Genomic DNA, 25,626 nt, shown 5'->3' on the forward strand with positions numbered 1-25,626 from the left:
CCGGTGGCAAACCGGAACCTTCCAAAGGTTCGGCGTCGTACGAGGAGTAATGAGCGACAAGAGCCTCGCGGAGCGAGTGGAGCAGTGGATGGTCGGCCAGATGCCGATCATCCAGATGCACGGCGGGACGAGCGTCGTGCGCGAGGCGGACGAGGAGACGGGGGAAGTCGTCGTCGAGCTCGGCGGTACCTGCTCCGGTTGTGGCATCTCGAACGTCACCGCCGAGAACATCCGTCGCGACCTCATCATGGACTTCGACGAGGTCTCCGAGGTTCACGTGAAAGTCCCCTCGACCGGCGATCAGGGCGCTTCGACCGTCGAAGGCGGGCGCGGCGGCGACCTCCAGTACGAGACGGAGTCCGCCGGACACTTTTAATCCCCTTACACCGGGAGGAGCGCCATCCCGCCCTCCGCGAGTTCCTCGAGCTCGTCGCTGTACGCCACGGCGACGTACAACAGCGTGAAGAGGACGGCGTTGTGGAGCCCGTGTAACAGCGCCGGGACGACGATGTTGTCGGTGTACTCGTACACCGCGCCGAACACGAGGCTCGGGAAAAAGAGGACGGCGATCGTCGTGAGCCGTCCCTGTATCCCCCCGGTCAACGCGATCACGTGAACGAACGCGAAGATCGCGGACGCGATGGCGATGGCCGGAACGGCCGAGATCGACTCGCGAAGCCGGCTCTGAACGATCCCGCGGTACAGCACCTCTTCGGCCGGGCCGATCACGAGGAACGAGGCGGCGATAAGTAGCGGGATGACGGCCGGGTTCTGGACGGCGAGCTCGGCGCTCTGGTTCGCGGCCGTCTCGGCCCCGATCACCTGTAGCAGCGTCGAGATCGAGACCACCATGATCAGGATCACCACCCAGCCGCCGAGGACGAGGCCGAGTTCAGTGAGGCTCGGCCGCCGGATCCCGAGATACGAGACGATCCCCGACCGGTCGAACCCGCGGTACAGCAGGTACGCGAGCGCGAGCCCGCCGAACGCGACGTACTGTCCCAACACCAGCGTGAGCCCGAGGTTCACCGCGAGCGGGAGCTCGACGACGGCGGCGTCGATGCCGAACACCAGAAGACTGCTGAGGAGGACGAAGGCGATCCCGAGGGTGCCGAGCCCGACGGCAACCCCCACCGCACGAAGCGGGGAGTCGGGGACGGCGCTCGGCTCGGGGTCGTTCGGCGGGGCGGTCGTGGTCGGGTCGGGATCCTCCCCTGCCGAGGTCGCGGTCCGGCCCGATCCGTCCGCCGCTGGGGTCCCGTCCGATCCGTCCGCCGTCGGGGTCGCGTCCGGCGCGTCGGCGTCTCCCCGTCCGGTTTCGTTCGGCTCGGCCCCGTCGTCCGTGGAGGGGTCACTCATCGGTCGTGATACGGGTCGTTCGGTGAAAGGCTTGTTCGTCCACCGTCGGCTTGCCGGTGTTCGTTCCGCGTCGAACTCGATTATCGATACAGTAACTCGTACCAGGTCACCGCGGTGACCGCCCGCCCGTCACGGAGCCCGTCGTCGATCACCGCTTCTAGTAGATCGTCGTACGGAACCGTTTCGACCGCGATCGACTCGTTGTCGTCGAGGTCGCGCTCGGCGGTCGGCTCACACCCCGTCGCGAGGAAGTGGTGATGGACCGCGTTCGTCACCCCGTTGGCGGGCTCGACTGTCGTCAGTCGCTCGAAGCCGTCCGCCTCGTAGCCGGTCTCCTCGGCCAGCTCGCGGGCGGCCGCTCGTTTCAGGTCGTCGCGGTCCTCCGGTTCGACCGTCCCCGCGGGGATCCCGCGGTTGGTTCGGCCGACCGCCTGACGCCACTCGTCGATGACGACGACGTCGCCGTCGGGCGTCAACGGGAGCACCACGACCGCCGGCGGCTCGTCGACGTAGTGGTAGCCGTCGGTCTCACCCTCGGGGAACTGTACCTCGTCACGGCGCACGTCGAACCCCGGACAGCGGTAGTCGATCTCGGTGCCGAGCGTCTCCCACACGAGGTCGTCCATACCCCTGCGTGGTGGCCGGCGACCTAAAGCCCCGGTGTCACGACGCGCTCACGACGACCAGTCGCCGAGCGACGCCTGTCCGTCCGGGCGTTCGTCCCCGCTCTCCTCGTCGTGCCGTGTCGCGTCGTCGAGACCGGTCTCCACGTCCGCCTCAGCCCAGTCCGCGAGCGTCATTCGCTCCCGTTCCTCGCCTGTCGGCCGCGTTCCGGTCGGCGCTCCGTCGGGTCGGTCAGTCCCTCCTCCGGCCGTCGGTTCGCCGTCGGTATCCTCCTCCGCGAACCCCTCGAGGGTCGCCTGGTCGCCCGCGGCGAAGTCGAGCTTCGACACTCGAACGCCGAGTTTGCGGACCCGCGCGTCGGCGAACTCGTCGAGCAGATCGAGCGCGACGGACTCGACCAGGGACGGGTCGTCGACGGGACCGGGAAGACTCCGTGCTCGCGTGTTGACGTCGAACGGCGGCTCGACCGCCTTGATCCCGATCGTACGGTAGAGACAGCCCCGGTCGCGGGCGCGACGCGCCACGTCCGCGGCCAGCGTGGCCACCGTCTCCCGCTTCGTCGCCTCGTCCGCGGTCGCCGGGAGCGACGATTCCCGGGAGAGACTCTTCGGGAGCCCGCGGGGCGTCACCTCCCGGTCGTCCTCGCCGCGCGCCCGCCGGGAGAGCAGCCGTCCGCGGTCCCCGAGCGCGGCGACCAGCGTCTCGGCGTCGGCCTCGGCCACGTCGCCCGCGGTCTCGATCCCGATATCCGCGAGGGTCCGCTCCGTCACCGGGCCGACGCCGTGGAGCGCAGCCGTCGGCAGCGGCGCGAGGAACGAGGCCACCGTCCCCGGCGGGACGACGACCAGCCCGTCGGGTTTGTCGGCGTCGCTCGCGACCTTCGCGGCCGACATGTTCGGTGCGACGCCGACGCTCGCGGGAACGCCGGCCTCCCGCTCGATCCGGTCTTTGACGTGTCTCGCGTACCCCTCGGCCACCGTCCGGGCGTCGGCCGGCCCCGCCGCGGTGCTCGGTGCGGGGCCGTCGTCGCCGTCGGGATCCGACCCGTTTCCCGCATCGACGGCGTCCCATGCGGTTCGGTCGGTGACGTCGAGATACGCCTCGTCGATGCTCACCTCGCGGACGACGTCGGCGCAGTCGTGCAACACCGCTTTGACCTCGCTGGCGACCGACTCGTAGAACTCGAGATCGACGGGGCGGTAGCGGCCGGTCTCCGTCCCCCCCGTTCCGGGCTCCGTCTCCCCCGTTCCGGGCTCCTTGCCGTCGTCCGTCGCCTCACAGCCAGTTCCCTCGCCCGCCCCCGCCCGCCGCGGCAGCAGTTCGAGCGCCTCGGAGATGGGCATGGCGCTCTCGACGCCGAACTCGCGAGCCTCGTAGCTCGCGGTCGCGACCGCGCCGGCGGTCTCCCCGGGCTCGTACCCCATCCCGACGACGAGGGGCTCGCCGCGGAGTTCGGGCTCGCGCAACCGCTCACAGGACGCGTAAAAACAGTCCATGTCCACGTGGAACACGACGCGGTCCGGGCCGCTATCCGCCGGCCCGTGTGCGTCGTCCATCCCGGGGAGCGTCCCGCCGTTCATCGGTCGCCGATCGGTGGGCCGTGCCCTTAAGCGCGCGCCACGCGGAGTGGAGGTGAAACGACGGCGGAGCCGTGACGTGTGAGCAGGGGGTCGTCGGGCCCGGGGCGGCGTCGCGTCGCCGACCGGATCCAACCCTGATACTCGGGCCGATACGCGTTTATTGTGTCGCCGTGTGTGTCCGGTATGAGCGAACGGATCGACGTGTTACACGTCGACGACGACCCCTCGGTGTTGGATCTCGCCGAGGCGTACTTCGAACGGGAGCTGGAGTCGGTGTCGGTGACGAGCGTGACCGACCCGGAAACGGCGCTGGAGCGGATCGACGGGGAGTCGTTCGACTGTCTCGTCAGCGACTACGACATGCCCGGGATGAACGGGCTCTCGCTCTTCGAGGCGTTGCGCGAGGACCACCCGAAGGTCCCGTTCGTGTTGTACACCGGCAAGGGGAGCGAGGAGATCGCGAGCCGGGCGATCAACGCTGGCGTCACCGGCTACTTCCAGAAGGGCGGCCCCGAACAGCTCCAGCGGCTCGCGAACCGGGTGGATCAGGCTGCGACGGAGTATCGAACGCAGCAAGCGGCCGAACGCTACTCGACGGTTCTGAAGGCGCTCGGCTACCCGATCTACGTCGTCGACGAGACGGGAACGTTCGAGTACGTCAACGAGCCGTTCGCCGAGCTGACCGGCTACGATCGCGAGGAGATCATCGGTAGCAAGCCGGGACTGATAAAGGACGACCCGGCCGTCCGGGAGGCCGAGGAGCGGCTCGGGTCGATCCTGTCCAGTTCAGGGCCGGACCTCCAGCGGTTTCGCGTGGACATCATCCCGAAGGAGGGAGACCCGATCCCGTGTCGTGACCACATGGCGGTGTTACCGTACGAGGGCGAGGAGTTCGACGGGAGCGTCGGGATCCTCCGAAACATCTCCGAGGAGGTCAAAGAGCGTGAGGAGTTCCAGACGAAACGCCGGGCGTTGGAGGAGGCGCCGGTCGGTATCACGATCACGGACCCGACGCTGCCGGACAACCCGATGACGTACGTCAACGACGAGTTCGTCGAGATGACCGGATACGGCCGCGACGAGGCGATCGGCGTCAACTGCCGGTTCCTTCAGGGACCGGACACCGATGAGGAGCCCGTACAACGGCTCCGCGAGGCGATCGACGCCGAGGTGCCCGCTACCGTCGAGCTGTTGAACTACCGCAAGGACGGCACCGAGTTCTGGAACCGCGTCAGCGTCGCCCCGATCCGCGAGGAGGACGACGGCGACGTGACCGGCTGGGTCGGCTTCCAAGAGGATATCACGGCGTTCAAGGAGCGCGAGGCGGCGCTCCGGCGGCAGAACGAACGGCTCGACGAGTTCGCCGGCATCGTGAGCCACGACCTTCGGAACCCGCTCAACGTCGCACAGGGCCGCGTGGACCTCGCCCGTGCGGCGACGGACTCCGAACACCTCGACGCCGCGGCCGACGCTCTCGACCGGATGGAGTCGATCGTCGAACACACCCTCACGCTGGCCCGCGAGGGGGAGAGCGTCGGCGACCCCGAACCCGTCGAACTCGCCGAGATCGCGGCTGACAGCTGGGAGACGGTCGACACGGGTGACGCGGTGCTCGAAGTGCTCGCCGACCGAACCGTCTCCGCGGACCCCGCACGACTCCGGAACCTCTTCGAGAACCTCATGCGCAACAGCGTGGAACACGGGTCCACGAGCAACCGGACGCAGTCCGGTGACAGCGTCGAGCACGGGTCCACAAGCGGTCGAACGAAGCCCGACGACAGCTTGGCACACGGGCAGACGACCGACAGCCACAGCGTTACGGTCCACGTCGGCGACCTCGAGGACGGTTTCTACCTCGCGGACGACGGTCCGGGGGTCCCCGAGGAGGTCCGTGACGGACTGTTCGGAACCGGGAAAGAGCGGGACCGAGGGTAACACCGGGTTCGGACTCGCCATCGTCAAGGAGATCGCCAACGCTCACGGTTGGGAGATCCGGGCCACGAACTCCGAGACGGGCGGGGCGCGGTTCGAGATCCGTGGGGTCGACCGGCCGGCACTCCCCATCGGCAGTCGCTGAACCGACTTCCGGCACTCCGGACTGGAGTATATAAGTTACCCCGACACCAACGACGGCCGTGCCCCGCGATCGCGTCCGTTGTGTCGAGTGCCACGAGCCGATCCCGAAGGACGCCCGGTTCTGCCCCCACTGTGAGACGGTACAGCCGTCGCCGCTTCTCGACGTGGGCGTCGTCGTGACCGGCGTGTTCGCGTTCGTGTTCGGCGTCATTCTCACAGTGATGACGATCGGGACCACCAGACTCGCCGGCTTCACGCTCGTCGTCCTCGGCTTCGGGCTCTCGGTCGGCGGCTACACGCGCTACATCGACCGGCAGGCAGGGCGGCGTCGGCGGTGATCCGCTCGGCGAGCGCGCTCGGTCGTACACCGTTCCCGCCTCGGTCGTGACCTTTTAAGTCCACCCACCGCACACGTGGCCGTATGGTTACGCCACTCGACATCGGGGTCGTCGTCGCCGGGCTCCTGCTCGCGTTCGTCGGCGCGGCGGTCTCCGTGTACGCCGTGACGCTGACCGGGTTCCTGATCGGTGCGGGTGCCGGCTACCTCGCCGCCCCGAACCTCGTCGGCCTCATCGCGGTCGACGGGCTGGTGCTCTCCGGCGCCGGCGTCCTCCTCGGCGGTGCGATCGGCGGGTTCCTCGCGTACGCCGGGCTCTCGTTCGCGGTGCTCGTCATCGGCGGGACCGTCGGCGGGTTCGTCGGCCGGTTCGCCGTCGGCCCGATATACGCGGCCGATGCGGCCGGATTCGAGGGGACTGCCCTGCTCGTCGGCGCGACGCTCGCGGGCGTCGCCGTCGGCGCGCTCTTCGGGTTCGTGCTCACGCGGACGACTCTCGTGGTCTCGACGGCCTTTATCGGCGCGGCGCTCGGGACCCGGTCGCTCACTCCCGAAGCGTTCTCGACGGCCGCCGAGGAGCTCGCGCTCGACCCGATCCTCTTCGATCCGACCGCGATCCCGTTCCTCGCGGTCTTCGCGCTCGGCGTCCTCTCGCAGTTCGGGCTGTTCAAGCTGGGCTACGTGACGAAGCTCGCGGGGATCCTCCCCGGCGCGCGACGATGGACCGCGAGCGACGACGACGAGGGGACGCCGGCCTGATCCGGCCGACGCCGGAACGACCGTCGTCGGGTTCCGTTTTCCGCCCTGTCGCTCCCGCTCTCGACCCGGAACGTGCTACTCGCCGTCGAGCGCGGCTTCGAGCCGCCGTATGAGTCCCTCGTTGCCGACGTACAGCGGGACACGGTCGTGGAGGCCGTCCGGTTCGACGTCGAGGATCGGCCGGGTCCCGTCGGAGGCGGCCCCGCCCATCGCCTCGATGATGTACGCGATGGGGTTCGCCTCGAAGGAGAGCCGCAGTTTCCCGTTCGGCGCGTCCACGAGCGCCGGGTACGCGAACACCCCGCCGTACGTCACGACTTGGTTCACGTCGCCGACCATCGACCCTCCGTAGCGGAGCTTGAGCTCGTCTTCGACCTCGCGGGCGTACCCGCGGAACGCGTCGGGCCAGTCGGGCACCCGCCCGCCGAAGCCGTAGACGGTCGGATCCTCGGGGAGGGTGAGGTCGTCGTCGACGACCGACCGAACCACCCCGCTCCCGTCTCCCTCCTCGCTCCCGTCTCCCTCCTTGACCCCGCCGTTTCCGCCGCTTTCGTGGCCTCTGTCCCCCTCAGCGTCGCCGGCGCGAGTGACGACTTCCTCGCGAACGCCGGACTCGTCGGCGACGACCATCGTCGTGATCGGGCCGAGCAGGGTGTACCCGGCGGCGACGAGCTCGCGTCCGGTCGCCGGCAACGACCCCTCGTACACGCCGACGACGGTCCCCATCGCGTTGTTCGACCGGAGGTTCGAGGAGCCGTCGAGGGGGTCGACCGCGACCGAGTACCCCTCGCCGGCGTCAGTCGCTTCCGGGCGCTCCTCGCTGACGTACGCGCCGACCCCGTCGATGGCTGTCAGCGCCTCCCCGAGCAGCTCGTCGGCGTACATGTCGCCGGCGAGCGTCGTCTCGCCGGAGGGGTTCTCCGCGTCGCTCTCGACGCGCCGCCCCGGCAGCGCGTCTCGGATCGCGGGCGCGGTCGCCGCGACCGCGTCGAACACCGCCTCGACGACGGGGTCACTGCCGTCGGTGTCGCCGTGTGAACCGTCCGACATCGGTTACTCGCCCGCTCCGGTCTCGGCCATCGCTTCCTCGGTCGAGGCTCCCTCGAAGACGACGAGCTCCAAGGCGTCCAGGATCTCGATCGGGTTGTCGCGCTGGAACACGTTCCGGCCGACCGCAAGCCCCTTCGCGCCCGCGTTCATCGACTCCTCGACGGTTCGGAGGAACGACTCGTCGTTCGTCTTCGAGCCGCCGGACATCACGACCCTCGTCCGCGCGGACATCCGGACCGTCTCCGCCATCGCCTCGGGGGATCCCGGATACTTCACCTTCGCGATGTCCGCGCCGAGCTCGTGAGCGATCCGGGCGGCGTAGGCGATCGTCCGGTCGTCGGTCTCGTTGCGAACGCCCTGTCCGCGCGGGTACGCCCACATGACGACGCCTAGGTCGTGTTCGCGCGAGCTCTCTTGGACCTCGCGGAACTCCTCGGCCATCCCGATCTCGTTGTTCGCGCCGCCGTACAGCGTGAACCCGACGGCGTCCGCGCCGAGCCCGGCGGCGTACTCCGGCGTACAGTTCACCGGGGTGTCGGGTTCGCCCATCCAGAGGTTCGAGGTGCCGTTCACCTTCACGACGAGCGCCGTGTCGTCCGCGTAGTCGGGGTAGTACGCCTCCGCGAGCCCCTTCTGTACGGCGATCGCCGTCACCGCGTCGTGGGTCGCGAGCTCGAACACCCGCTCGGGGTCTGCGGTGTCGGGGTTCGGGTCGAAGTCGACGGGCCCGTGCTCTAATCCGTGGTCGTACGCGAGGATCAACGACTTTCCGTCCCGCGAGATCGCGTCGGTGGCGTGGGGAAGCATCGACTACTACTCCACTCACACGAGCAAAAAAGCGTGGGGTCGGTTTCTCCCGATCGTTCGTCGGTAAACGGCTGGTTACGGCCTGAACCCCCCGCTGCCGGCGTCGATAACGAAAAATAATTTACTACAACTGATGTTATCTTTCATGCCGCGCTTCGCAATACTTACCACCGCCGGCCCGGCAGCGACGCACATGCGCGAGCTATCCGACGTCGAAACGGTTGGCGTGGTCGGTGCGGGAACGATGGGCAACGGGATCGCTCAGGTCGCGGCGACCGCCGGCTACGACGTGGTGATGCGCGACATCGAGTCGACGTACGTCGAGAACGGGCTCGAACAGGTCCGATCGAGCCTCGACCGGCTGAACGCGAAGGACGCGCTCCCCGCGGACCCCGAGACGATCCGGTCGCGGATCACGGGGACGACCGACCTCGACGACCTCGCGTCCGCCGATGTGGTCGTCGAGGCGGCGGTCGAGGACATGGAAGTCAAGAAAGGGATCTTCGCCGACCTCGACGCGGTCGTCGACGAGGGGGTCGTCCTCGCGACCAACACCTCGACGCTGTCGGTGACGGAGATCGCGAGCGCCACCGACCGCGCGGGCGCGGTCGTGGGGCTCCACTTCATGAACCCGGTTCCGGTGATGGACGGCGTCGAGGTCGTCGTGGGCGAGCGCACGGCCGACGCCGCCGTCGACTTCGCGCACGGTTTCGCCGAGGCGCTTGGCAAGGAGACTTGGGAGTCCGACGACAAACCCGGCTTCGTCACCAACCGGATCCTGATGCCGTGGATAAACGAGGGCGTCCGCGCGTACGACGAGGGCGTCGCGAGCAAACGCGACATCGACCGCGGAATGAAACTCGGCACCAACGTCCCCATGGGGCCCCTCGAGCTCGCCGACCACATCGGACTCGATGTCGTCCTCGACGCCAGCGAAACCCTCCACGAGGAGCTCGGCGACCGGTACCAGCCCGCGTATCTCGTGAAACGGAAGGTCGCGGCCGGCGACCTCGGGAAGAAGACCGGTGAAGGGTTTTATCAGTACGACTGAGTCCGCGGCGGATCCCCTCGGTGTCGTTTCCGTCGGAGCGCCCGTCCCGTCGGGAAACGTCTAAGCCGCTCGCCCCCCGGGTTCGGGTATGCAACCGATCTCCATACGCGGTCCCGACGCCGACGCGCTCGCCGGGGCACTCGTCGCCCGTCTCGACGGGCGGGTCGCGGTCGTCCGCGCGGACGACGACCCCGTCGCCGACGGCGGTGTCGGCGCGACCGCCGACCACTCCGCCGCGCCCGCCACGGCCGATGACCCCGACACCGCCCTCTCGCTCTCCGGGGACGGCGTCTGGCAGGGGCGAGGCGTGGTCGACGGTTTCGACGACCTCCTCGACGGGCTCGCGCCCGACCACGACTACCTCGTCGCAGTCGGGTACGACCGCCTTCGACTTCCGACCGTCCTCCTCGGTCCCGACGCCGACGCCGCGGACACGCCCGGTGACGTGATCGCGACCGGGGCGAACGCGGACGACGTCGACCTCGACGCGCTCGTCGACGCGCTTGACGCGGCGGAGCCGTGGATCACCCGCGAGACGCTCGTCCGGCGGGTCGAAGCGTCGCCGCGCGCGGAGCGGTCGGGCGCTATCGCGACGTTCACCGGACGCGTCCGTACGCGAGACAGCCCCGACGACAACCGTACGACCCACCTCGCGTTCGAGAAGTACGAGGGGGTCGCCCGCGACCGGATGGACCGGATCGCCGACGAACTCACCGATCGCGACGGCGTCCTCGACGTCGCGATGCACCACCGTACCGGCGTGATCGAGGCGGGCGAAGACATCGTGTTCGTCGTCGTGCTCGCGGGCCACCGACCCGAGGCGTTCCGCGCCGTCGAGGACGGGATCGATCGGCTCAAGGACGAGGTGCCGATATTTAAAAAGGAGACGACGGAACGCGAGGAGTTCTGGCTCCACCGGCGGGACCCGTAAGCCGCTGCGGTACGATCTACGGGCGGCCCGCGCGACCCGTAAGCCGCTGCGGTACGATCTACGGGCGGCCCGCGCGACCCGTAAGCCGGTTCCGACGCGTGACGCGGCTGGCGCGCGCCCGACTCGATCCCCCCGTTTTGTCCCGCCCTTCCGGCTCGATCGCGGGTACTGGCGGGCGTTAGTTTCTGCTTTCGTATATATCAGTATCGCGGCCTTAGATCACTTTGTAAACGATCTACGCGGTTTTGAAACCGTTTTGAACGGTCCGTCAGACACGTTTTTTCGTCGCGGCGGCGGTGAAAGGGCTTGAATCCTCACGAACACCGTCCAACGGTCTCGGCTTTATAACACCCTCCGTCCACAAGCGGTGAGTGTACCATGAGCGCGACTGCAACCCCCTCCACCGACGTCAGCGCGAACGACTCTCAGAGCAAGGAAGAGCGGCTGAAACAGTACCTGCTCGACCGCGCGCAGGACGGCGAGATGTACTTCAAGGGGAAGTTCATCTCCGACGACGTCGACCTCTCCCCGAAGGAGATCGGCGCACTGATGGTGAAGCTCCGGGATTCCGCGACGGAGCTCACCGTCGAGAAGTGGTCGTACACGGGCGCGACGACGTGGCGAGTCGAGCCCGCGAACTGATCCCGCCGGATCGGACGGTCCCCGATCGACGCGCTTTCGCTGCGACCCTCGATCGACGTTCTTCTTCCGCAGTCCCCTTGGTGACGGCCCCGACTCCCGATCCCCTCTCGGCCGGCGACGCGGGGTTTATACTCGCCGCCGGCTAACCCGGAACGATGCCAGCACGCGAGGACGGGTCGGCGTCGGCGGACGACGACGTCCCCCGTCCGGAGTCCCTCCGAACGTTCTTCCGGGTCGACGAGGTCCGACGAGACGACGGTCGAGTCCGGTTCGTCGGCGAGTCGTACATCCCCGAACGCACCCTGCTGCGGAAGATCTCCCCTGCGTTCCGGGAGGCGGGCTACGATGTCGATCTCGAAACGCTCGAGGGGGGACACGTCGTCGTCGTCACCCCGTTCGACCACGGTCGTGAGGGTGTCCCGTGGGTGAACGTCGTCCTGTTCGTCACGACGGTGCTGTCGACGCTGTTCGTCGGCGCGTACGGCTGGTACTACGTCCCGCTCGCCGAGATCCGCGCGAACCCGCTCGCGATGCTTCAGGCGTGGCCGTTCACCGCCGCGGTCCTTGGGGTGTTGATGGTCCACGAGCTCGGCCACTACGTCGCCGGGCGCTACCACGGCGTCGACGTGTCGCTGCCGTACGTGATCCCGTTCGTCTTCCCGTTCGGGACGCTCGGGGCCGTGATCCGGATGCGGGGACGGATGCCCTCCCGTAAGGTGCTCTTCGACATCGGAGCTGCGGGGCCCATCGCCGGACTCGTCGCGACCGTCGCCGTCACCGCTATCGGCCTGTCGCTCGACCCGATCCGCGTCCCGGCCGAGCTCGCCAACGGCTCCGGGACGATGATCCGGTTCAACAACCCACCCCTGTTGAGTCTCATCGCCGACCTGTTGGGACAGCCAACCACTTACGACGACCCGACGCTCTCGACGCACCCCGTTGTCATCGGGGGGTGGGTCGGGATGTTCTTCACGCTGTTGAACCTCCTCCCGGTGGGCCAGCTCGACGGCGGTCACATGGTCCGAGCGATGGCCGGCCCGCGACAGGAGACGCTCGCCGCGCTCGTCCCCGCCGGCCTGTTCGCCATCGCGGCGTACCTCTACTACTGGCGCGGGCTGGGTCTGAACGAGTCGGTCGGCCTGTGGGCGTTCTGGGGCGTGTTCGCGATGGTGATCGCCGCCAACGGCCCGGCGAACCCGGACGACGAACGTCGCCTGGGCTGGCCGCGCTTCCTCGTCGGCGTCCTCACGTTCGCAGTCGGCGCGCTGTGTTTCCTGCTCGTCCCGATACAGGTCGTGTCGACGTGAGCTCCCTCTCCGCCCGACGTGCGCTCCCCTTCCGTCACCGTGTGAGGGTCAGTCCTCGCGCTGCTTTTTCATCCCCTGTCTCGTGAACTGCGGGTTGCCGGGGATCGTCCGCTTCTTCCGGAACGACCGGTACAGGCCGATCGCCAGCGGCGAGGCGAGGAGGAGGACGACGACGGCGAGCCGCCACTCGTCGGCGAACGAGTAGAGGATCGTCGCCGAGAGCACGCCGACCGCCAGCAACACCGAGTAGGCGATCCGCACCGCGAGCTTGTCGAGCACCCGCGAGTCGTCGTCGAGCGACACCTCGACGTGGAGGTCGCCCCGGTTCGCCCGGTCGAGGAACGCGTCCGCCTTCGGCGGGACGGTGAACAGCGCCTCCGTCGTGCGCTGGACCTGCCGACCGGCGTTCTCGGCGAGCTCCTTGGCGGTCCGCTCGTAGTACCCCTCCCGTTCGAGGTAGTCGGTCGCCGTCGAGATGAAGTCGAACTCGGGGTCGAGGGTGACACACACCCCTTCGACGACGGTGGCGACCCGGAGGACCAACGCGAGGTTCCGCGGGAGGCGAAGGGGGAACTCGTAGATCGTCGACTCCACCTGTTCGATGATCTGGTTGACGCGGTACTGCTCGATATCTTCCCCGCGGGCGTCCGCGATCGCGAGCTCCATTACCTCCCCCATCACGTCGCGGTCGACCTCCGGCGAGAGCGTCCCCATCGAGATCAGGGTGTCGAGGATCGCGTCGGTGTCCTGTCTCGCCACCGCGACGTAGAACTCGACGATCTTCTCCTGGACGAACGGGTCGACCCGCCCCGACATCCCGAAGTCGTAGAAGATCACCGCGCCGTCGTCGTCGACGGCGAGGTTTCCCGGATGCGGGTCGGCGTGGAACACGCCGTCGTCGATGATCATCTGCAGGTACACCTCTTGGAGGGTCTCCGCGATCGCGCTCCGGTCGAGCCCGGCGTCGTCCAGCTCGTCGATCCGACTGATCTTCGTCCCGCCGATGTACTCCATCGTGAGCACGCGCGGCCCCGAGACCGCTTCGTACGTCCTCGGGATGCGGATCCGGTCGTTCCCCGCGAAGTTCCCCTTGATCTCCTCGAGCATCTCCCGCTCGCGCCGGTAATCCATCTCCTCGCGGATGGTCTTCGCGAACTCGTCGGAGAGGTTCTCCAGCGAGAACGCCCGCCCGCCGCCGATGAACCGGCGGACGAGCGGGAGCGACCACCGGATCGCCTTGAGGTCCGCCTCGACGAGCTCCTCGATCCCCGGACGGCGGACCTTGATCGCGACGTCCTCGCCCTCGTACGTCGCGGTGTACACTTGACCGAGGCTCGCGCCGCTTATCGACTCGGTGTCGAAGTCGTCGAACACCTCGTCGACGGGGCCGAGCTCCGCCTCCAACACCTGCTTCGACTCCTCCCACGGAGCCGGCGGCACGTCGTCTTGGAGCCCCTCCAGCACCTCGATGTACGCCGGCGGAAGGAGGTCCGGCCGGGTCGAGAGGAGCTGGCCGAGCTTGATGAACGTCGGGCCGAGCGTGAGCAGGATGTCGAGGAGAACGTCGGCACGCTCGCGCTGGGTCGCCGGGTCGACGTCGCGGCTCCCGCCGAACAGCAGGAACCGCTTTCGATCGCGCCAGTAGGCAACGATCAGCGGGGAAAACCGCCGAATCACCACGAGAAACCGCCAGTACGCACGGAAGTTGACCAGCGTCACCACCCGTCAGGTGCTGCGGTCGTCGTCGGCCGACTCGTCGTCCGCGCCGTCGGCATCGGGCTCACTGTCGGCCGACTCCCCGTTCGCAGCGTCGCTCCCGTCCGTGGCGTCGTCGTCCTCCTCCTCGCCGCCCTCGACGGGGATCCGTCGCGCGTCGCGCTCGTCACGCTTGGGGAGGACGACCTCGAGCACGCCGCGGTCCATCTCCGCGCCCGCCGTGTCGCCGTCGGCGTCCGGCGGGAGCGGCAGCTCGGCGTCCAGGAACAGCGGACGGTCCTCGCGGACGTAGCGGAACCCCTCCGGCGTCGACTTCTCGCGCCGCGCCTCGATCTCGATCCGACCGTCGTCGAAGCGTACCTCCGTGGTCTCCGCGGCCGCTCCGGGGAGGTCGACGAGGAGGACGTACTCGTCGTCGGACTCGAGCAGATCCGCAAACACCGCGTCCGGGAGGTCCCGGAGCGCATCGCGTAACGCTGACATACCGATCAGTACGGCGGCCGCGGCGAAAAACCTGTGGTCCCCGGCCCCTCTCGGTCAGGTCGACCCCGCTCGCGACGAGCGACCACCGCCCACCACCCGCGACCGCCACGCGCTCAGTCGTCGCGGCGGTCGTTCGGCTCCCGGGCCTCCCGCGATTCGGTCAACCGCTGGTTCACGTCCTGCCCGGTCGACTCACCCGGCAGGATGTCGCCTAACGCGGCCCCGAACGCGGCGGCCGCCCAGATCACCGTGACGCGACCGATCGCCTCCACGGTCGTCGGATCCCCCTCGAACAGCCGCCCCCAGAGCGTCATCGTCCCCACGGCGACGAGGAGCGAGATGACCAACACCGCGACCAGTCGTCGCGGCAGGAAGCCGAGTATCGGACTCTCGTCCTGAAGGTCACGGAAGTCAGCGTAGTACAACAGTCCCCACGTCATGACCAACACGAAGAGGACGTTCGCGACGAGGAACACGGGAACGCCGCCGACGAGCGCGCTCGCGAACCACTCGGCGATGTCGAAGACGCCGTCCTCGACGAGCAGCGGCAACGAGAGGAGGATCCCGCCCACGAACGACTCGGCGATATCCCGGGTCGTGTACTTCGTGATCCGCCTGGTGAACGCCTCGCTTCCGGGCATCCGCTCCACGAGCGAGATGGTCTGTCGCACCTTCTCCCGCTCGTGTGGGTCGTCGACGGTATCTTTCAGCGCGTCGAGTTTGGTCAATAGGTCGTTGATATCCGGGTTCTCTCCCCCGGGAAGCGACGCGACGTCGACGGCGTCCTCCGCGTTCGGTCCGGTGTCGGATCCCGACCGACCCCCCGGTTCCACGGCGTCCCCGCGGTCGTCCCTACTCATGGCCGGGTCGTCACGCCCCCCAGTGAAAAAACTGTACGACGGGAGGGAGGGACGCGGATCCGCGTCTCAGCATCGGTCGAGAAACTCGGCGAGCACCGCGTTGAACGCGGTCGGCTCCTCGAGCATCGCGAGGTGGGCCGCGTCGGCGACGGTCGCACGCTCGCAGTCGGGGATCCGGTCGGCGAGGTAGTCGTGGTACGAGGGCGGCGTGAGCGTGTCGTGTTCGCCGACGACGGCGAGCGCGAGGGTCGCGACCTCATCGAGCCGGTCGCGGACATCGAACCGGTGACACGTCCGGAAGTCGCGCTCGGTTACGGCCCGGCCACAGGCCCGCATCGTCGCCATCGAGAGCTCGACGTACTCGTCGGGCGCATCGTGAAACAGTCGGTCGGGCTCGTGGAGGGTCGACACCGCCCGGTCGAAGTCGTTCGCGAGCGCGTCCAAGAGGGGTTCGGCCACCGCGAGCTTCGCCCCGGTGCCCGCGAGGACGAGGCCGTCGAGGGGGAGGTCGCGTTCGAGCGCGACCCAGAGGGCGACGGCCCCACCGAGCGAGTTCCCGCAGAGCACGGTCGCACCCGTCTCCTCGGCGACGGCGACGACGTCGTCGGCGTACGCGTCGAGGGTTTCGATCCCCGGCTCCGTACGCACGTCGTCGCTTTCGCCGTGCCCCGATAGATCGGGCGCGACGACGGGAAATCGGTCGCTCAAGCGGCTCTGTGCCTTCCAACCGTCGCTCGTCCCGCCGCTCCCGTGGATACAACAGACGGTCGGTCCGTCGCCGCCGCGGTCCGACTCCCGGTAGGCGGTCTCGCGACCGTGATGGCGCGTTCGGTGCATACGCCCGCCTCCCGCGCGAGAGTATATAAGAACTGCCGACCGGACTGCCGGGAGTTCGGTGACCCTCGACGACCCGCCGTGGTCCGCCGACGCTGTCGTCCCGACGACCTGAACCGCAATACAACCGCTATCCGAACGAAATCGTCACGTCATGCGATCTTTCACAAAACATTTAAATACTCTCGGACCTAACTTGTAGTTAGGATGACTACCAAACTGACCCGATCGACCGGCGAGGCCGCGTTGGTCCGCCGCTACGAGTACGAGGACGGGTGGGTCGTCGCCGCCGACGTCGGCGGCGACGACGAGGCGATCACCGTCGACACCGTCGGCCACACCGCGATCGTCGTGATTGAGGGCGACGGCGAGCCGGTCGAATCGGAGTTCGAGCTCCCCGGCCCGGCCGCCACCGCGTCGGTGACGAACGGCGTCTTGACCATCGAGGGTGACCGATGAAGCTCACGATCAAGCCGCTGAAACAGAAGGACGCGGGTCGCCGGCTCGCGGCGATAGACCGCGTTGCGGCCGAGGAGCTCGACCTCTCCGGCGGCGACTTCATCCGTGTCGAGGGCCCGAGCGGTGCGGCTATCGCCCGCGTCTGGCCCGGCTACCCGGAGGACGACGGCTCCGGCGTGATCCGCATCGACGGGAAGCTCCGTCAGGAGGCGAACGTCGGGATCGACGACCGCGTGACCGTCGAGTCCGTCGAGGTACACACCGCCGACCGCGTCACGATCGCTTTGCCCCAGCGGCTCGGCGTCCGCGGGAACGTCGGCCGGTTCATCCGCGACAAGCTCGCCGGCCAGCCGATCACGGAGGGACAGACCGTCCGCATCCCGTTCGGTTTCGGGTTGATGGGCGGCGGCGGTCAGGGACAGGCGGTACCGGTGAAGATCGCCGAGACCGATCCCTCAGGCACCGTCGTCGTCACCGACGCGACGGAGGTCACGATCTCCGAGAAACCCGCGGAGGAGATCGTCAGCGGCTCCGAGGCACACGGCGGCCCGGACGGCACCGGCGAGGGCCCCGACGTCACCTACGAGGACATCGGCGGGCTCGACGACGAGCTCGAACAGGTCCGCGAGATGATCGAGCTCCCGATGCGGCACCCGGAGCTGTTCAAGCGGCTCGGCATCGACCCGCCGAAGGGCGTGCTGCTGCACGGCCCGCCGGGCACCGGGAAGACGCTGATCGCGAAGGCGGTCGCCAACGAGATCGACGCCAGCTTCCACACGATCTCCGGTCCGGAGATCATGTCGAAGTACTACGGCGAGAGCGAGGAACAGCTCCGTGACGTGTTCGAGGAGGCTACCGAGGAGGCCCCCGCGATCGTGTTCATGGACGAGCTCGACTCGATCGCCCCCAAACGCGAGGAGGCCGGGGGCGACGTCGAGCGGCGCGTCGTGGCCCAGCTGCTCTCGTTGATGGACGGGTTGGAGGACCGCGGCGAGGTCGTCGTCATCGGTGCGACCAACCGCGTCGACGCCATCGACCCCGCGCTCCGCCGCGGCGGCCGCTTCGACCGCGAGATCGAGGTCGGCGTCCCCGACCGCGACGGCCGCAAGGAGATCCTGCAGGTCCACACGCGGAACATGCCGCTCGTCGACGGGATCGACCTCGACGAGTACGCGGAGAACACCCACGGGTTCGTCGGGGCCGACCTCGAATCGCTGGCGAAGGAGTCCGCGATGCACGCGCTGCGGCGGATCCGCCCCGAGCTCGACCTCGAAAGCGACGAGATCGACGCCGACGTGTTGAACAGCATCCAAGTCACCGAGACGGACTTCAAGCAGGCCATGAAGGGGATCGAGCCCTCCGCGCTGCGCGAGGTGTTCGTCGAGGTCCCGGACGTCACGTGGGACCAGGTCGGCGGCTTGGAGGACACCAAAGAGCGGCTTCGCGAGACGATCCAGTGGCCGCTCGAGTACCCCGAGGTGTTCGACGAGCTCGACATGCAGGCCGCGAAGGGCGTCCTGATGTACGGCCCGCCGGGCACGGGGAAGACGCTGCTCGCGAAGGCGGTCGCCAACGAGGCGGAGTCGAACTTCATCTCGATCAAGGGGCCCGAACTGTTGAACAAGTTCGTGGGCGAGTCCGAGAAGGGCGTCCGCGAGGTGTTCAGTAAGGCCCGGGAGAACGCGCCGACGATCGTGTTCTTCGACGAGATCGACTCGATCGCGACCGAGCGTGGCGGCAACACGAACGACTCCGGCGTCGGCGAGCGGGTCGTCTCCCAGCTGCTGACGGAGCTCGACGGGCTCGAATCGCTGGAGGACGTGGTCGTCATCGCGACGACGAACCGTCCGGACCTCATCGACTCGGCGCTGCTCCGCCCCGGCCGGCTGGACCGGCACGTTCACGTGCCCGTTCCCGACGAGGAGGCGCGGCGGAAGATCCTCGAGGTCCACACGCGGAACAAGCCGTTGGCCGACGACGTCGACCTCGACGTGATCGCTCGAAAGACCGAAGGGTACGTCGGCGCGGACATCGAGGCGGTCGCCCGCGAAGCGTCGATGAACGCCTCCCGGGAGTTCATCGAGAGCGTGCCGCGCGAGGAGGTCGGCGAGTCCGTCGGCAACGTCCGCGTGACGATGGCACACTTCGAGGGTGCACTGGAGGAAGTGAACCCGAGCGTCACCCCCGAGACGCGCGAGCGGTACCAGGAGATCGAACGGCGGTTCCAGCGGTCCGACACCGACACCCCGGTGGAATCGGAGTTCGGCGCGTTCCAGTAACGCCCGACGCTCGGCCCGGATCGTAGTACGTTCCGGCCGTTAGATCAGCCCTGCTGCAGACAGCCCGAACGCCACCGCCACGACGACGACGGCGATGGTGATGAGCCGCCATGCGAGCGATAGGAGGAACTTCCCGACGACGATAACGACCGCGATGACGACCAGCGCGATCAGCAGCTGGCCCATCGGGTCACCGAGGACGCCGGCCTGCGCGAGCGCCCCGGGGATACCGGGAACACTCGCGTGAGCGGTAGCGATACCGGACGCGACGGCAGCGGCGAACGTGGTCATACCGGCACCCACGACGACGGTCGGTATAAGTCTGGGGGCATCTATTATATTTGGCTGATATGTTTACCTGGTCGTCGCGTTCTCCACTCCCGGCTCTTCGGTTGCGACGCCTCGGGTTCGGCGGCCACGACTGGGCATCTCCCTCGAGCCTAACCCCCCTTTGTTTCCGGTGGGAAACGGGCTGTGTCCCGCAGTTTTCTCACACCTGCTTCAGTTTCAGTGCGCTCCACCCATGCTTATGTGGACGGAGCGTGTTACGTTTATTCGAACCGTTTCCGCAGCCGCACACGCCGGACGACCGTTACATACGGGATCGAACATATACGCCCGCCGGGGCCCGGGACATCCGAAGACATCAAGGGCCCGCCTCGCGAGTACACCAACACTACAGATGACACATATTACACGCCAGCCGATCGGGGTGGTCGTCGAATGAGCAGCGACGGCGTCTCCGCGGACGAGCTCGAACTGCCGATCAAACGGACCACCGGCGAGACGATGGAGGAACGTCTCACCGGCAACGCCTACCACAATATCCTCCCTGCCCGCTATCTCCGGAAGAACGCGGACGGGGAACCCGTCGAGAGTCAGGAGGAGCTGTTCGACCGCGTCGCACGCAACGTCGCGCTCGCGGAAGCGGTCTTCGAGGCCGAGAAACGCGGCGTCGAGGTCACCGTCACGCCCGACCAGATCAAGCCGGATCACCCACGCCGTGACGAGCTCGCGGCGGAGGTGTTCGGCACTGGTGTCTCGACCGACGACGATGTCGAGACGGCGCTTTCGGCACACAACGTCAACAAGTTCGCGTACGAGACCGTCGTCCCCGAGCTGCCCGAGGGGGTCCGGGACCACGTCCAGTCGACCGCCGAAACGTTCCGTGAGGGGATGGAGCAGCTCTCCTTTATGCCGAACTCGCCGACGCTGATGAACGCCGGCGACGAGCTCCAGCAGCTCTCCGCCTGCTTCGTCGACTCCCCGGCCGACGACATCACCGACATCCACCAGACCGCCAAGGAGGCCGCGGAAGTGTTCCAGAGCGGCGGCGGGATGGGGTACGCGTTCTGGAAGCTCCGCCCCTACGGCGACGCCGTCGGCTCGACGGGCGGGATCGCCTCCGGGCCGATCACCTTTATGCGGACGTTCGACCAGATGTGTGAGACGATCGCCCAGGGCGGCGCGCGCCGCGGTGCCCAGATGGGCGTCATGCGCGTCTCGCACCCGGACGTCATCCAGTTCATCCACTCGAAGAACAAGGACGTCTCCCTTGCGCACTCGCTGCGCCTGAACGACCCCGACGACTTCACGCACAACTCCTTCGCGGACGCCTTAGAGGAGGCCCGCGACCTCATCGACGAGGACGGGAAGGTGCCCGAACACCTCCGGAACGCCGTCGAGGGACACCTCTCGAACTTCAACATCTCGGTCGGCGTCACCGACGACTTCATGGAGGCGCTGTACAACGACGAGGAGTTCACCTTCACCAACCCGCGGACGGAGGAACCCCACGTCGCGACGCCCGAGACGAAGGAGATCTACGAGATGTTCGGCCTCGGCGAGCACGTCGAGGTCGGCGAAGTGCTCTCGATCCCCGCACAGGAGCTGTGGGACGACATGATCGAGGGCGCTCACGAGAACGGCGAACCCGGCGTCATCTACCTCGAACGAGTGAACAAGGAACACTCGTTCGACGTGGAGGAGAACCCCGACCATCGGATCCTCGCGACGAACCCCTGCGGCGAGCAGCCGCTGGAGGAGTACGAGGCCTGTAACCTCGGTCACATCAACCTCTCGACGCTCGCGGCACAGGACGCGCCGGACTGGCGGGTCTGGTCCGCCGAACACGCCGACGAGTACGACTCACAGGAGGCGGCCATGTCGGCGTTCCTCGAGGAGGCGATCGACTTCCAGGAGTTCGACGAGCGGATCGACTACGGCACTCGCTTCCTCGAGAACGTGGTCACGATGTCGGACTTCCCGGTCGAGAAGATCGAACAGAAGGTCCGTGACATGCGGAAGATCGGGCTGGGTATCATGGGGCTTGCACAGCTGTACATCCAGCTCGGTATCCGGTACGGCACCGAGGAGGGCAACGAGGTCGCCCGCCAGCTGATGACCCACATCAACCACCAGTCGAAGCTGACCTCTCACGAGCTCGCCGAGGAGCGCGGCGTGTTCAACGACTGGGAGGAGTCGAAGTACGCGAACCCCACCGAGTACCGCGACTGGTTCGAACACTACACCGGGCTCGACGCCGACGAGTGGGCGGACGGGTTCCCGATCCGCAACCACAACACGACGACGATCGCGCCCACGGGCACGACGTCGATGATCGGCAACACGACGGGCGGCTGTGAGCCCATCTACAACGTCGCCTACTACAAGAACGTCTCCGACGACGTGCAGGGCGACGAGATGCTCGTCGAGTTCGACGATTACTTCCTGCGAACCTTAGAGGAGAACGACATCGATGTCGACGCGGTGAAGCGGGAGGCACAGGCGCAGATGGCCGAAAACGAGTTCGACGGCGTCGACGGCTTGGAGACGGTGCCGGACGCCATCGGCGAGCTCTTCGTCGTCACCGGCGACCTCTCGGGCAAACAGCACGCCGCGGTTCAGTGTGCCTGCCAGAAGGGTGTCGACTCCGCCATCTCGAAGACGTGCAACTTCCCGAACGACGCCACCGCCGAGGAGATGGAGGAGGTGTACCGTTACATCTACGACCACGGCGGGAAGGGCGTCACCGTCTACCGCGACGGCACCCGCTCGAAGCAGGTGTTGACGACGCGCGCGAAGAACACGGAGTTCGCGGACGAGACGGAGGCGGCCGAGACGATCGTCGAGCAGATCGGCGAGGTGTTCGGCGGTATCGAGGCGTTCCTCGACAACGAGGACGTCCAGGCCGCGATCGACACGGAGATCGCCGGGCTGCTCGAGTCCGCCGATCAGCCCGAGGTCGACTACACGGAGACGCGGCCGCGTCCCGACTCGCTGTCGGGCGTCACTCAGCGCGTCGAGACCGGCTACGGCAAGCTGTACGTGACGATCAACGAGGAGGAGAACGGCCGGCCGTTCGAGCTGTTCGCGAACATCGGCCACTCCGGCGGCTACACCAACTCCTTCACGGAAGCGCTCGCGAAGGTCATCTCGACGGCGCTCCGGTCGGGCGTCGATCCGGAGGAGATCGTCGACGAGCTACAGGGCACCCGGAGCCCCAAGGTCGCCTGGGACAAAGGCGAGCAGATCCAGTCGATCCCGGACGCGATCGGCACCGCGCTCCGGCGCTACCTCGACGACGAGATCGACAAGGGGATCCCCCAACAGCAGAGTCTCGACGACGTGAGCGACGCGACGACGGGGGCGGACGCCGAGACGACCGACGCGCCCGGACAGACCGACGGCGGGCCGACCGCCGTTGACACGGCGACCGACGCGCCCGCAGGGACCGAATCGACCGGTCCCGCCGAGAACGGGACGGGGACGGACGTCACCCAGGACCTCATCGCGGCCGGCGAGTCGCCGGAGTGTCCCGAGTGTGGCGGGATGAACCTCTACTACTCCGAGGGCTGCAAGACGTGCGAGTCGTGCGGCTGGTCGGAGTGTTAGAGTGACCTCCTCGCACGGTTGAACCCGTCGGGGATTCGGGTTCCGTTTTATTTTTTGCGGCGAAGAACTGCCGTTGTTCACTGCGTGTGCCTGTGACCACGTGACACGGGCTCGTTTGTGTCTGTACGCGTCAAATAGCCGTTTCGTCGAGCGTGTTTTGATCGATTGCGGGAGTGGGTATAACACGTTTGTGGAGTGGTAGTTTATAAGCGATAGAGTGGTGTTGCTGTCGGCTGTTTATATGCGATAGAGTGGTGCTGCGGTGACGGCCTCCAAAGCCCCAGCCGCTGCGGGCTGCGCACGCTCGCTGCGCTCCTCACTCGGTCGCTCACGGTGTTCGCTCCCTCGTTGCGGTGCTTGTGTCGCCTGCGCAGCCCGCAGCGACTGCCCCTTTGAGTCCCACCCAGCCCTGCAACCGCACAGCACCTCACACCTCCCCAGCCTCGTCGACTCGGCGCTTATAAGCGCCGAGCCGACTCCCTCGCGCGTGCTCCTCGGCCGCGAAGCGGCCTTGGAGGCACGCGCCACCACATATATAGGCGATCGTCGCTGTCGCTCACGGCTGTTTAAATACCCGTTGGCCGCCAGCGATCTGATATACTTACTCCCGGAGTACACCGTTCCAACTCCTGTCCTAGACGAACACGATAGTGACGAACCAGGTGGGCGAACCGGTCTCCGACGCCCTCCGCCGCCGCTTATATACCGGCGTCGAGCGTCACGGGCTACCGGCAGATACCACGACGTCCGCGTTCAGTCGTCCTCGAGCGCCTGCGCGATGCGCTGGAGCTGCCGTGTCGCGTCGCGGACCTCGTCACGGAGCTGGCGCACCTCGCGGACGAGCTCCTCGTTGCCCGCCTGTTCGCCGCCGGCCTCGCCCGGTCGCCCGCCGGGACCGCCGCCCATGCCGGGTGGGCCGCCCGCGCCGCCGGGACCGCCGCCGCCCATCATCCCGGACATCATCTGTGCGAACGGGTTGCCGCCGCCACCGCCGCCCATGCCGGGCGGGCCGCCGCCGCCCATCATCTCCTCGGGATCCGGCCGGTCGCCCTCCTCGCGTTCCTGCTCGCGTCGCTCGCGGATCTCCTCGACGCGCTCGCGGAACGACTTCTCCTCGTCCGATCCGTCCGCCGCGTCCTCGGTGTCGGCTCCCGTATCCGTCTCGTCGGGTGTCTCGTCGTCCGTCATGGCCGTCGGTTCGGGACGGGGTCCGAAAAGGGTTGTTTCTCGTGGCGTTTGACCGGTAGCTTCGGACCGGACTAGATCGGACCGAATCAACCCGGCCCCGCCGTCACTCGTGTCCGGAGACGCGAACCGGCTCGTATGGCTCCTCCAGCCACTCGATGTCGGAATCCGACAGGTCGATGTCGAGCGCCTCGACGGCGTCCTCGAGATGTTCGACGCTAGTCGTGCCCACGATCGGCGCGTCTACCCACTCCTTGTGGAACTGCCAGGCGAGCGCGATCTGTGCCATCTTCACTCCCTTCTCCGCGGCCAGCTCCTCCACCCGGGCGTTGATCTCGGGGCCGCCACCCTCACGGTACGGGTGTCGATACAGGTGCTCTTCCGTCTCGCCCCGCGTCGTCGCCTCCACCTCGTCGTCGGGTCGGGCCAGATAGCCGCGGGCCAGCGGACTCCACGGAACGACGCCGATATCCTCCCTCTCACAGAGCGGGAGCATCTCGCGTTCCTCCTCGCGGTAGACGAGGTTGTAGTGGTTCTGCATGGTAACGAACCGGTCGTACCCCTCACGCTCGCTCGTGTGGAGCGCCTCGGCGAACTGGTGAGCCCACATCGAGGACGCGCCGACGTACCGCGTCTGTCCCCGGCGGACCGCGTCGTCGAGGGCGGCTAGCGTCTCCTCGATTGGGGTGTCGTCGTCCCACCGGTGGATCTGATAGAGGTCAACCGTCTCCATTCCCAGTCGGTCGAGGCTCGCCTGTAGTTCCTGTTCGATCGCCTTCCGCGAGAGCCCGCCGGAGTTCGGGTTCGACTCGTCCATCTGGAAGTACCCCTTGGTGGCGACGACCGCCTCCTCGCGGTGTCCCTCCAGCGCCTCCCCGAGGACTCGCTCCGACTCGCCGTTCGAGTACATGTTGGCGGTGTCGAAGAACGTCACCCCGAGCTCGAGGGCGCGCTCGACCAGCTCGGCCCCCGCCTCCTCGTCGAGCACCCAGTCGCGCCAGCCGGGGTCGCCGAAGCTCATACAGCCGAGACAGATCTTCGAGACCGTCATCCCCGTGTTGCCGAGCGTCGTGTACTCCATGACCTGTGCTCGTCGGCCGCCCTCAAAAAGATCGGTTCGGCGGACGGCGACGCCGGAACGAGCCCGGCCGCCGCCGCGGTGATATCCTCACTCGTCGCGGAACGAAGCGGTGTACACGAGGAACGCGCCGGTAAGCAGCACGAACGAGAGGAAGGTGACGAGCGCGAGCACGTTCGCAACCGGGTCGAGCGGGCTCAGGAACTCTTGGCCGGTCGTATCGAGCACTAACACGGCGAGGAGGGCGGCGATCAGGCCGAGCAACCAGTTCGTAAGCAGGTCGTCCATGCCCGACCGTCACTCGGACGGAGTAAA

25 protein-coding genes are annotated in these 25,626 nt (G+C 67.6%); 12 read left to right on the top strand and 13 right to left on the bottom strand.

Annotated elements, in window-relative coordinates:
• The first annotated feature begins 49 nt into the window (after positions 1–49).
• On the top strand, positions 50–376 hold the full coding sequence (locus ACZ5TV_RS07805) for a NifU family protein (protein WP_379780729.1): 327 nt from the start codon (positions 50–52) through the stop codon (positions 374–376).
• A gap of 5 nt (positions 377–381) precedes the next feature.
• Here ACZ5TV_RS07805 and ACZ5TV_RS07810 read toward each other — a convergent pair whose 3' ends face one another.
• The 3 genes from ACZ5TV_RS07810 to ACZ5TV_RS07820 all read right to left on the bottom strand — a co-directional run bounded on the left by ACZ5TV_RS07810 (position 382) and on the right by ACZ5TV_RS07820 (position 3,563).
• Positions 382–1,359: a CPBP family intramembrane glutamic endopeptidase gene (locus ACZ5TV_RS07810; RefSeq protein ID WP_379780727.1), complete on the bottom strand. Its 978-nt coding sequence runs from the start codon at positions 1,357–1,359 to the stop codon at positions 382–384.
• An 80-nt stretch (positions 1,360–1,439) separates the two neighbouring features.
• Complete coding sequence (locus ACZ5TV_RS07815; RefSeq protein ID WP_379780725.1) at positions 1,440–1,985, bottom strand: NUDIX hydrolase; 546 nt, start codon at positions 1,983–1,985, stop codon at positions 1,440–1,442.
• Between the two features lie 48 nt (positions 1,986–2,033).
• Entirely contained in the window at positions 2,034–3,563 is a 1,530-nt protein-coding gene (locus tag ACZ5TV_RS07820; RefSeq protein WP_464384318.1) for a DNA polymerase Y family protein, read from the bottom strand.
• Positions 3,564–3,746: 183 nt separating this feature from the next.
• Here ACZ5TV_RS07820 and ACZ5TV_RS07825 point away from each other — a divergent pair, with 183 nt between their 5' ends.
• The 4 genes from ACZ5TV_RS07825 to ACZ5TV_RS07840 all read left to right on the top strand — a co-directional run bounded on the left by ACZ5TV_RS07825 (position 3,747) and on the right by ACZ5TV_RS07840 (position 6,735).
• Positions 3,747–5,498: a PAS domain S-box protein gene (locus tag ACZ5TV_RS07825; RefSeq protein ID WP_379782887.1), complete on the top strand. Its 1,752-nt coding sequence runs from the start codon at positions 3,747–3,749 to the stop codon at positions 5,496–5,498.
• Positions 5,455–5,640, top strand: a complete 186-nt coding sequence (locus tag ACZ5TV_RS07830) for a sensor histidine kinase (RefSeq protein WP_379782889.1) — start codon at positions 5,455–5,457, stop codon at positions 5,638–5,640. Before ACZ5TV_RS07825 ends, ACZ5TV_RS07830 begins: the two co-directional genes overlap by 44 nt.
• A gap of 58 nt (positions 5,641–5,698) precedes the next feature.
• Complete coding sequence (locus tag ACZ5TV_RS07835; protein ID WP_379782891.1) at positions 5,699–5,977, top strand: zinc ribbon domain-containing protein; 279 nt, start codon at positions 5,699–5,701, stop codon at positions 5,975–5,977.
• Between the two features lie 83 nt (positions 5,978–6,060).
• Positions 6,061–6,735 carry a phosphate ABC transporter permease gene (locus ACZ5TV_RS07840; RefSeq protein WP_464384319.1) on the top strand — a complete coding sequence of 225 codons (675 nt, stop codon included), beginning with the start codon at positions 6,061–6,063 and terminating at the stop codon, positions 6,733–6,735.
• A 75-nt stretch (positions 6,736–6,810) separates the two neighbouring features.
• On the opposite strand, the gene ACZ5TV_RS07845 is transcribed toward ACZ5TV_RS07840, so the two are convergent.
• Positions 6,811–7,785: a class 1 fructose-bisphosphatase gene (locus ACZ5TV_RS07845; RefSeq protein ID WP_464384320.1), complete on the bottom strand. Its 975-nt coding sequence runs from the start codon at positions 7,783–7,785 to the stop codon at positions 6,811–6,813.
• A gap of 3 nt (positions 7,786–7,788) precedes the next feature.
• Complete coding sequence (locus ACZ5TV_RS07850; protein ID WP_379783430.1) at positions 7,789–8,592, bottom strand: class I fructose-bisphosphate aldolase; 804 nt, start codon at positions 8,590–8,592, stop codon at positions 7,789–7,791.
• 193 nt (positions 8,593–8,785) lie between these two features.
• Here ACZ5TV_RS07850 and ACZ5TV_RS07855 point away from each other — a divergent pair, with 193 nt between their 5' ends.
• From ACZ5TV_RS07855 to ACZ5TV_RS07870, 4 genes are all read left to right on the top strand, one after another.
• Positions 8,786–9,643, top strand: a complete 858-nt coding sequence (locus tag ACZ5TV_RS07855) for a 3-hydroxyacyl-CoA dehydrogenase family protein (RefSeq protein WP_379783428.1) — start codon at positions 8,786–8,788, stop codon at positions 9,641–9,643.
• Between the two features lie 88 nt (positions 9,644–9,731).
• A complete protein-coding gene (locus tag ACZ5TV_RS07860) occupies positions 9,732–10,574 on the top strand; it encodes a molybdopterin synthase (RefSeq protein ID WP_464384321.1) in 843 nt (280 codons plus the stop codon).
• A 378-nt stretch (positions 10,575–10,952) separates the two neighbouring features.
• Positions 10,953–11,216, top strand: a complete 264-nt coding sequence (locus ACZ5TV_RS07865; protein WP_379782348.1) for a DUF7123 family protein — start codon at positions 10,953–10,955, stop codon at positions 11,214–11,216.
• A gap of 155 nt (positions 11,217–11,371) precedes the next feature.
• Positions 11,372–12,523 (top strand): site-2 protease family protein, encoded by a 1,152-nt coding sequence (locus tag ACZ5TV_RS07870; RefSeq protein ID WP_379782346.1) that lies wholly within the window; start codon positions 11,372–11,374, stop codon positions 12,521–12,523.
• 48 nt (positions 12,524–12,571) lie between these two features.
• Here the strand turns inward: ACZ5TV_RS07870 and ACZ5TV_RS07875 are convergent, their stop codons facing one another.
• The 4 genes from ACZ5TV_RS07875 to ACZ5TV_RS07890 all read right to left on the bottom strand — a co-directional run bounded on the left by ACZ5TV_RS07875 (position 12,572) and on the right by ACZ5TV_RS07890 (position 16,419).
• Positions 12,572–14,245: an ABC1 kinase family protein gene (locus ACZ5TV_RS07875; RefSeq protein WP_379782344.1), complete on the bottom strand. Its 1,674-nt coding sequence runs from the start codon at positions 14,243–14,245 to the stop codon at positions 12,572–12,574.
• Positions 14,246–14,248: 3 nt separating this feature from the next.
• Entirely contained in the window at positions 14,249–14,722 is a 474-nt protein-coding gene (locus ACZ5TV_RS07880; protein ID WP_464384322.1) for an Hsp20/alpha crystallin family protein, read from the bottom strand.
• Between the two features lie 113 nt (positions 14,723–14,835).
• Positions 14,836–15,582, bottom strand: a complete 747-nt coding sequence (locus tag ACZ5TV_RS07885) for a DUF2391 family protein (protein ID WP_379781481.1) — start codon at positions 15,580–15,582, stop codon at positions 14,836–14,838.
• A gap of 66 nt (positions 15,583–15,648) precedes the next feature.
• The gene (locus ACZ5TV_RS07890) at positions 15,649–16,419 is read right to left on the bottom strand and encodes an alpha/beta fold hydrolase (RefSeq protein WP_379781483.1); all 771 of its coding nucleotides are present in this window, start codon (positions 16,417–16,419) and stop codon (positions 15,649–15,651) included.
• A gap of 204 nt (positions 16,420–16,623) precedes the next feature.
• Here ACZ5TV_RS07890 and ACZ5TV_RS07895 point away from each other — a divergent pair, with 204 nt between their 5' ends.
• Both ACZ5TV_RS07895 and ACZ5TV_RS07900 read left to right on the top strand, forming a co-directional pair.
• The gene (locus ACZ5TV_RS07895) at positions 16,624–16,875 is read left to right on the top strand and encodes an Hsp20/alpha crystallin family protein (protein ID WP_464384323.1); all 252 of its coding nucleotides are present in this window, start codon (positions 16,624–16,626) and stop codon (positions 16,873–16,875) included.
• The gene (locus ACZ5TV_RS07900) at positions 16,872–19,154 is read left to right on the top strand and encodes a CDC48 family AAA ATPase (RefSeq protein ID WP_379781484.1); all 2,283 of its coding nucleotides are present in this window, start codon (positions 16,872–16,874) and stop codon (positions 19,152–19,154) included. The genes ACZ5TV_RS07895 and ACZ5TV_RS07900 overlap by 4 nt, the downstream gene beginning before the upstream one ends.
• A gap of 39 nt (positions 19,155–19,193) precedes the next feature.
• On the opposite strand, the gene ACZ5TV_RS07905 is transcribed toward ACZ5TV_RS07900, so the two are convergent.
• Positions 19,194–19,445, bottom strand: a complete 252-nt coding sequence (locus ACZ5TV_RS07905) for a hypothetical protein (protein ID WP_379781486.1) — start codon at positions 19,443–19,445, stop codon at positions 19,194–19,196.
• A gap of 432 nt (positions 19,446–19,877) precedes the next feature.
• On the opposite strand from ACZ5TV_RS07905, the gene ACZ5TV_RS07910 reads away from it, so the two are divergent.
• Positions 19,878–23,048, top strand: coding sequence for an adenosylcobalamin-dependent ribonucleoside-diphosphate reductase (locus ACZ5TV_RS07910; RefSeq protein WP_379781489.1), 3,171 nt, complete (start codon positions 19,878–19,880; stop codon positions 23,046–23,048).
• A gap of 753 nt (positions 23,049–23,801) precedes the next feature.
• On the opposite strand, the gene ACZ5TV_RS07915 is transcribed toward ACZ5TV_RS07910, so the two are convergent.
• The 3 genes from ACZ5TV_RS07915 to ACZ5TV_RS07925 form a co-directional block, all read right to left on the bottom strand.
• Entirely contained in the window at positions 23,802–24,236 is a 435-nt protein-coding gene (locus tag ACZ5TV_RS07915) for a hypothetical protein (protein ID WP_464384324.1), read from the bottom strand.
• Between the two features lie 103 nt (positions 24,237–24,339).
• Positions 24,340–25,314, bottom strand: a complete 975-nt coding sequence (locus tag ACZ5TV_RS07920; RefSeq protein WP_379780824.1) for an aldo/keto reductase — start codon at positions 25,312–25,314, stop codon at positions 24,340–24,342.
• 87 nt (positions 25,315–25,401) lie between these two features.
• A complete protein-coding gene (locus tag ACZ5TV_RS07925; protein WP_209484260.1) occupies positions 25,402–25,599 on the bottom strand; it encodes a hypothetical protein in 198 nt (65 codons plus the stop codon).
• Positions 25,600–25,626 lie beyond the last annotated feature (27 nt).

This window comes from Halorubrum tibetense, assembly GCF_055396225.1.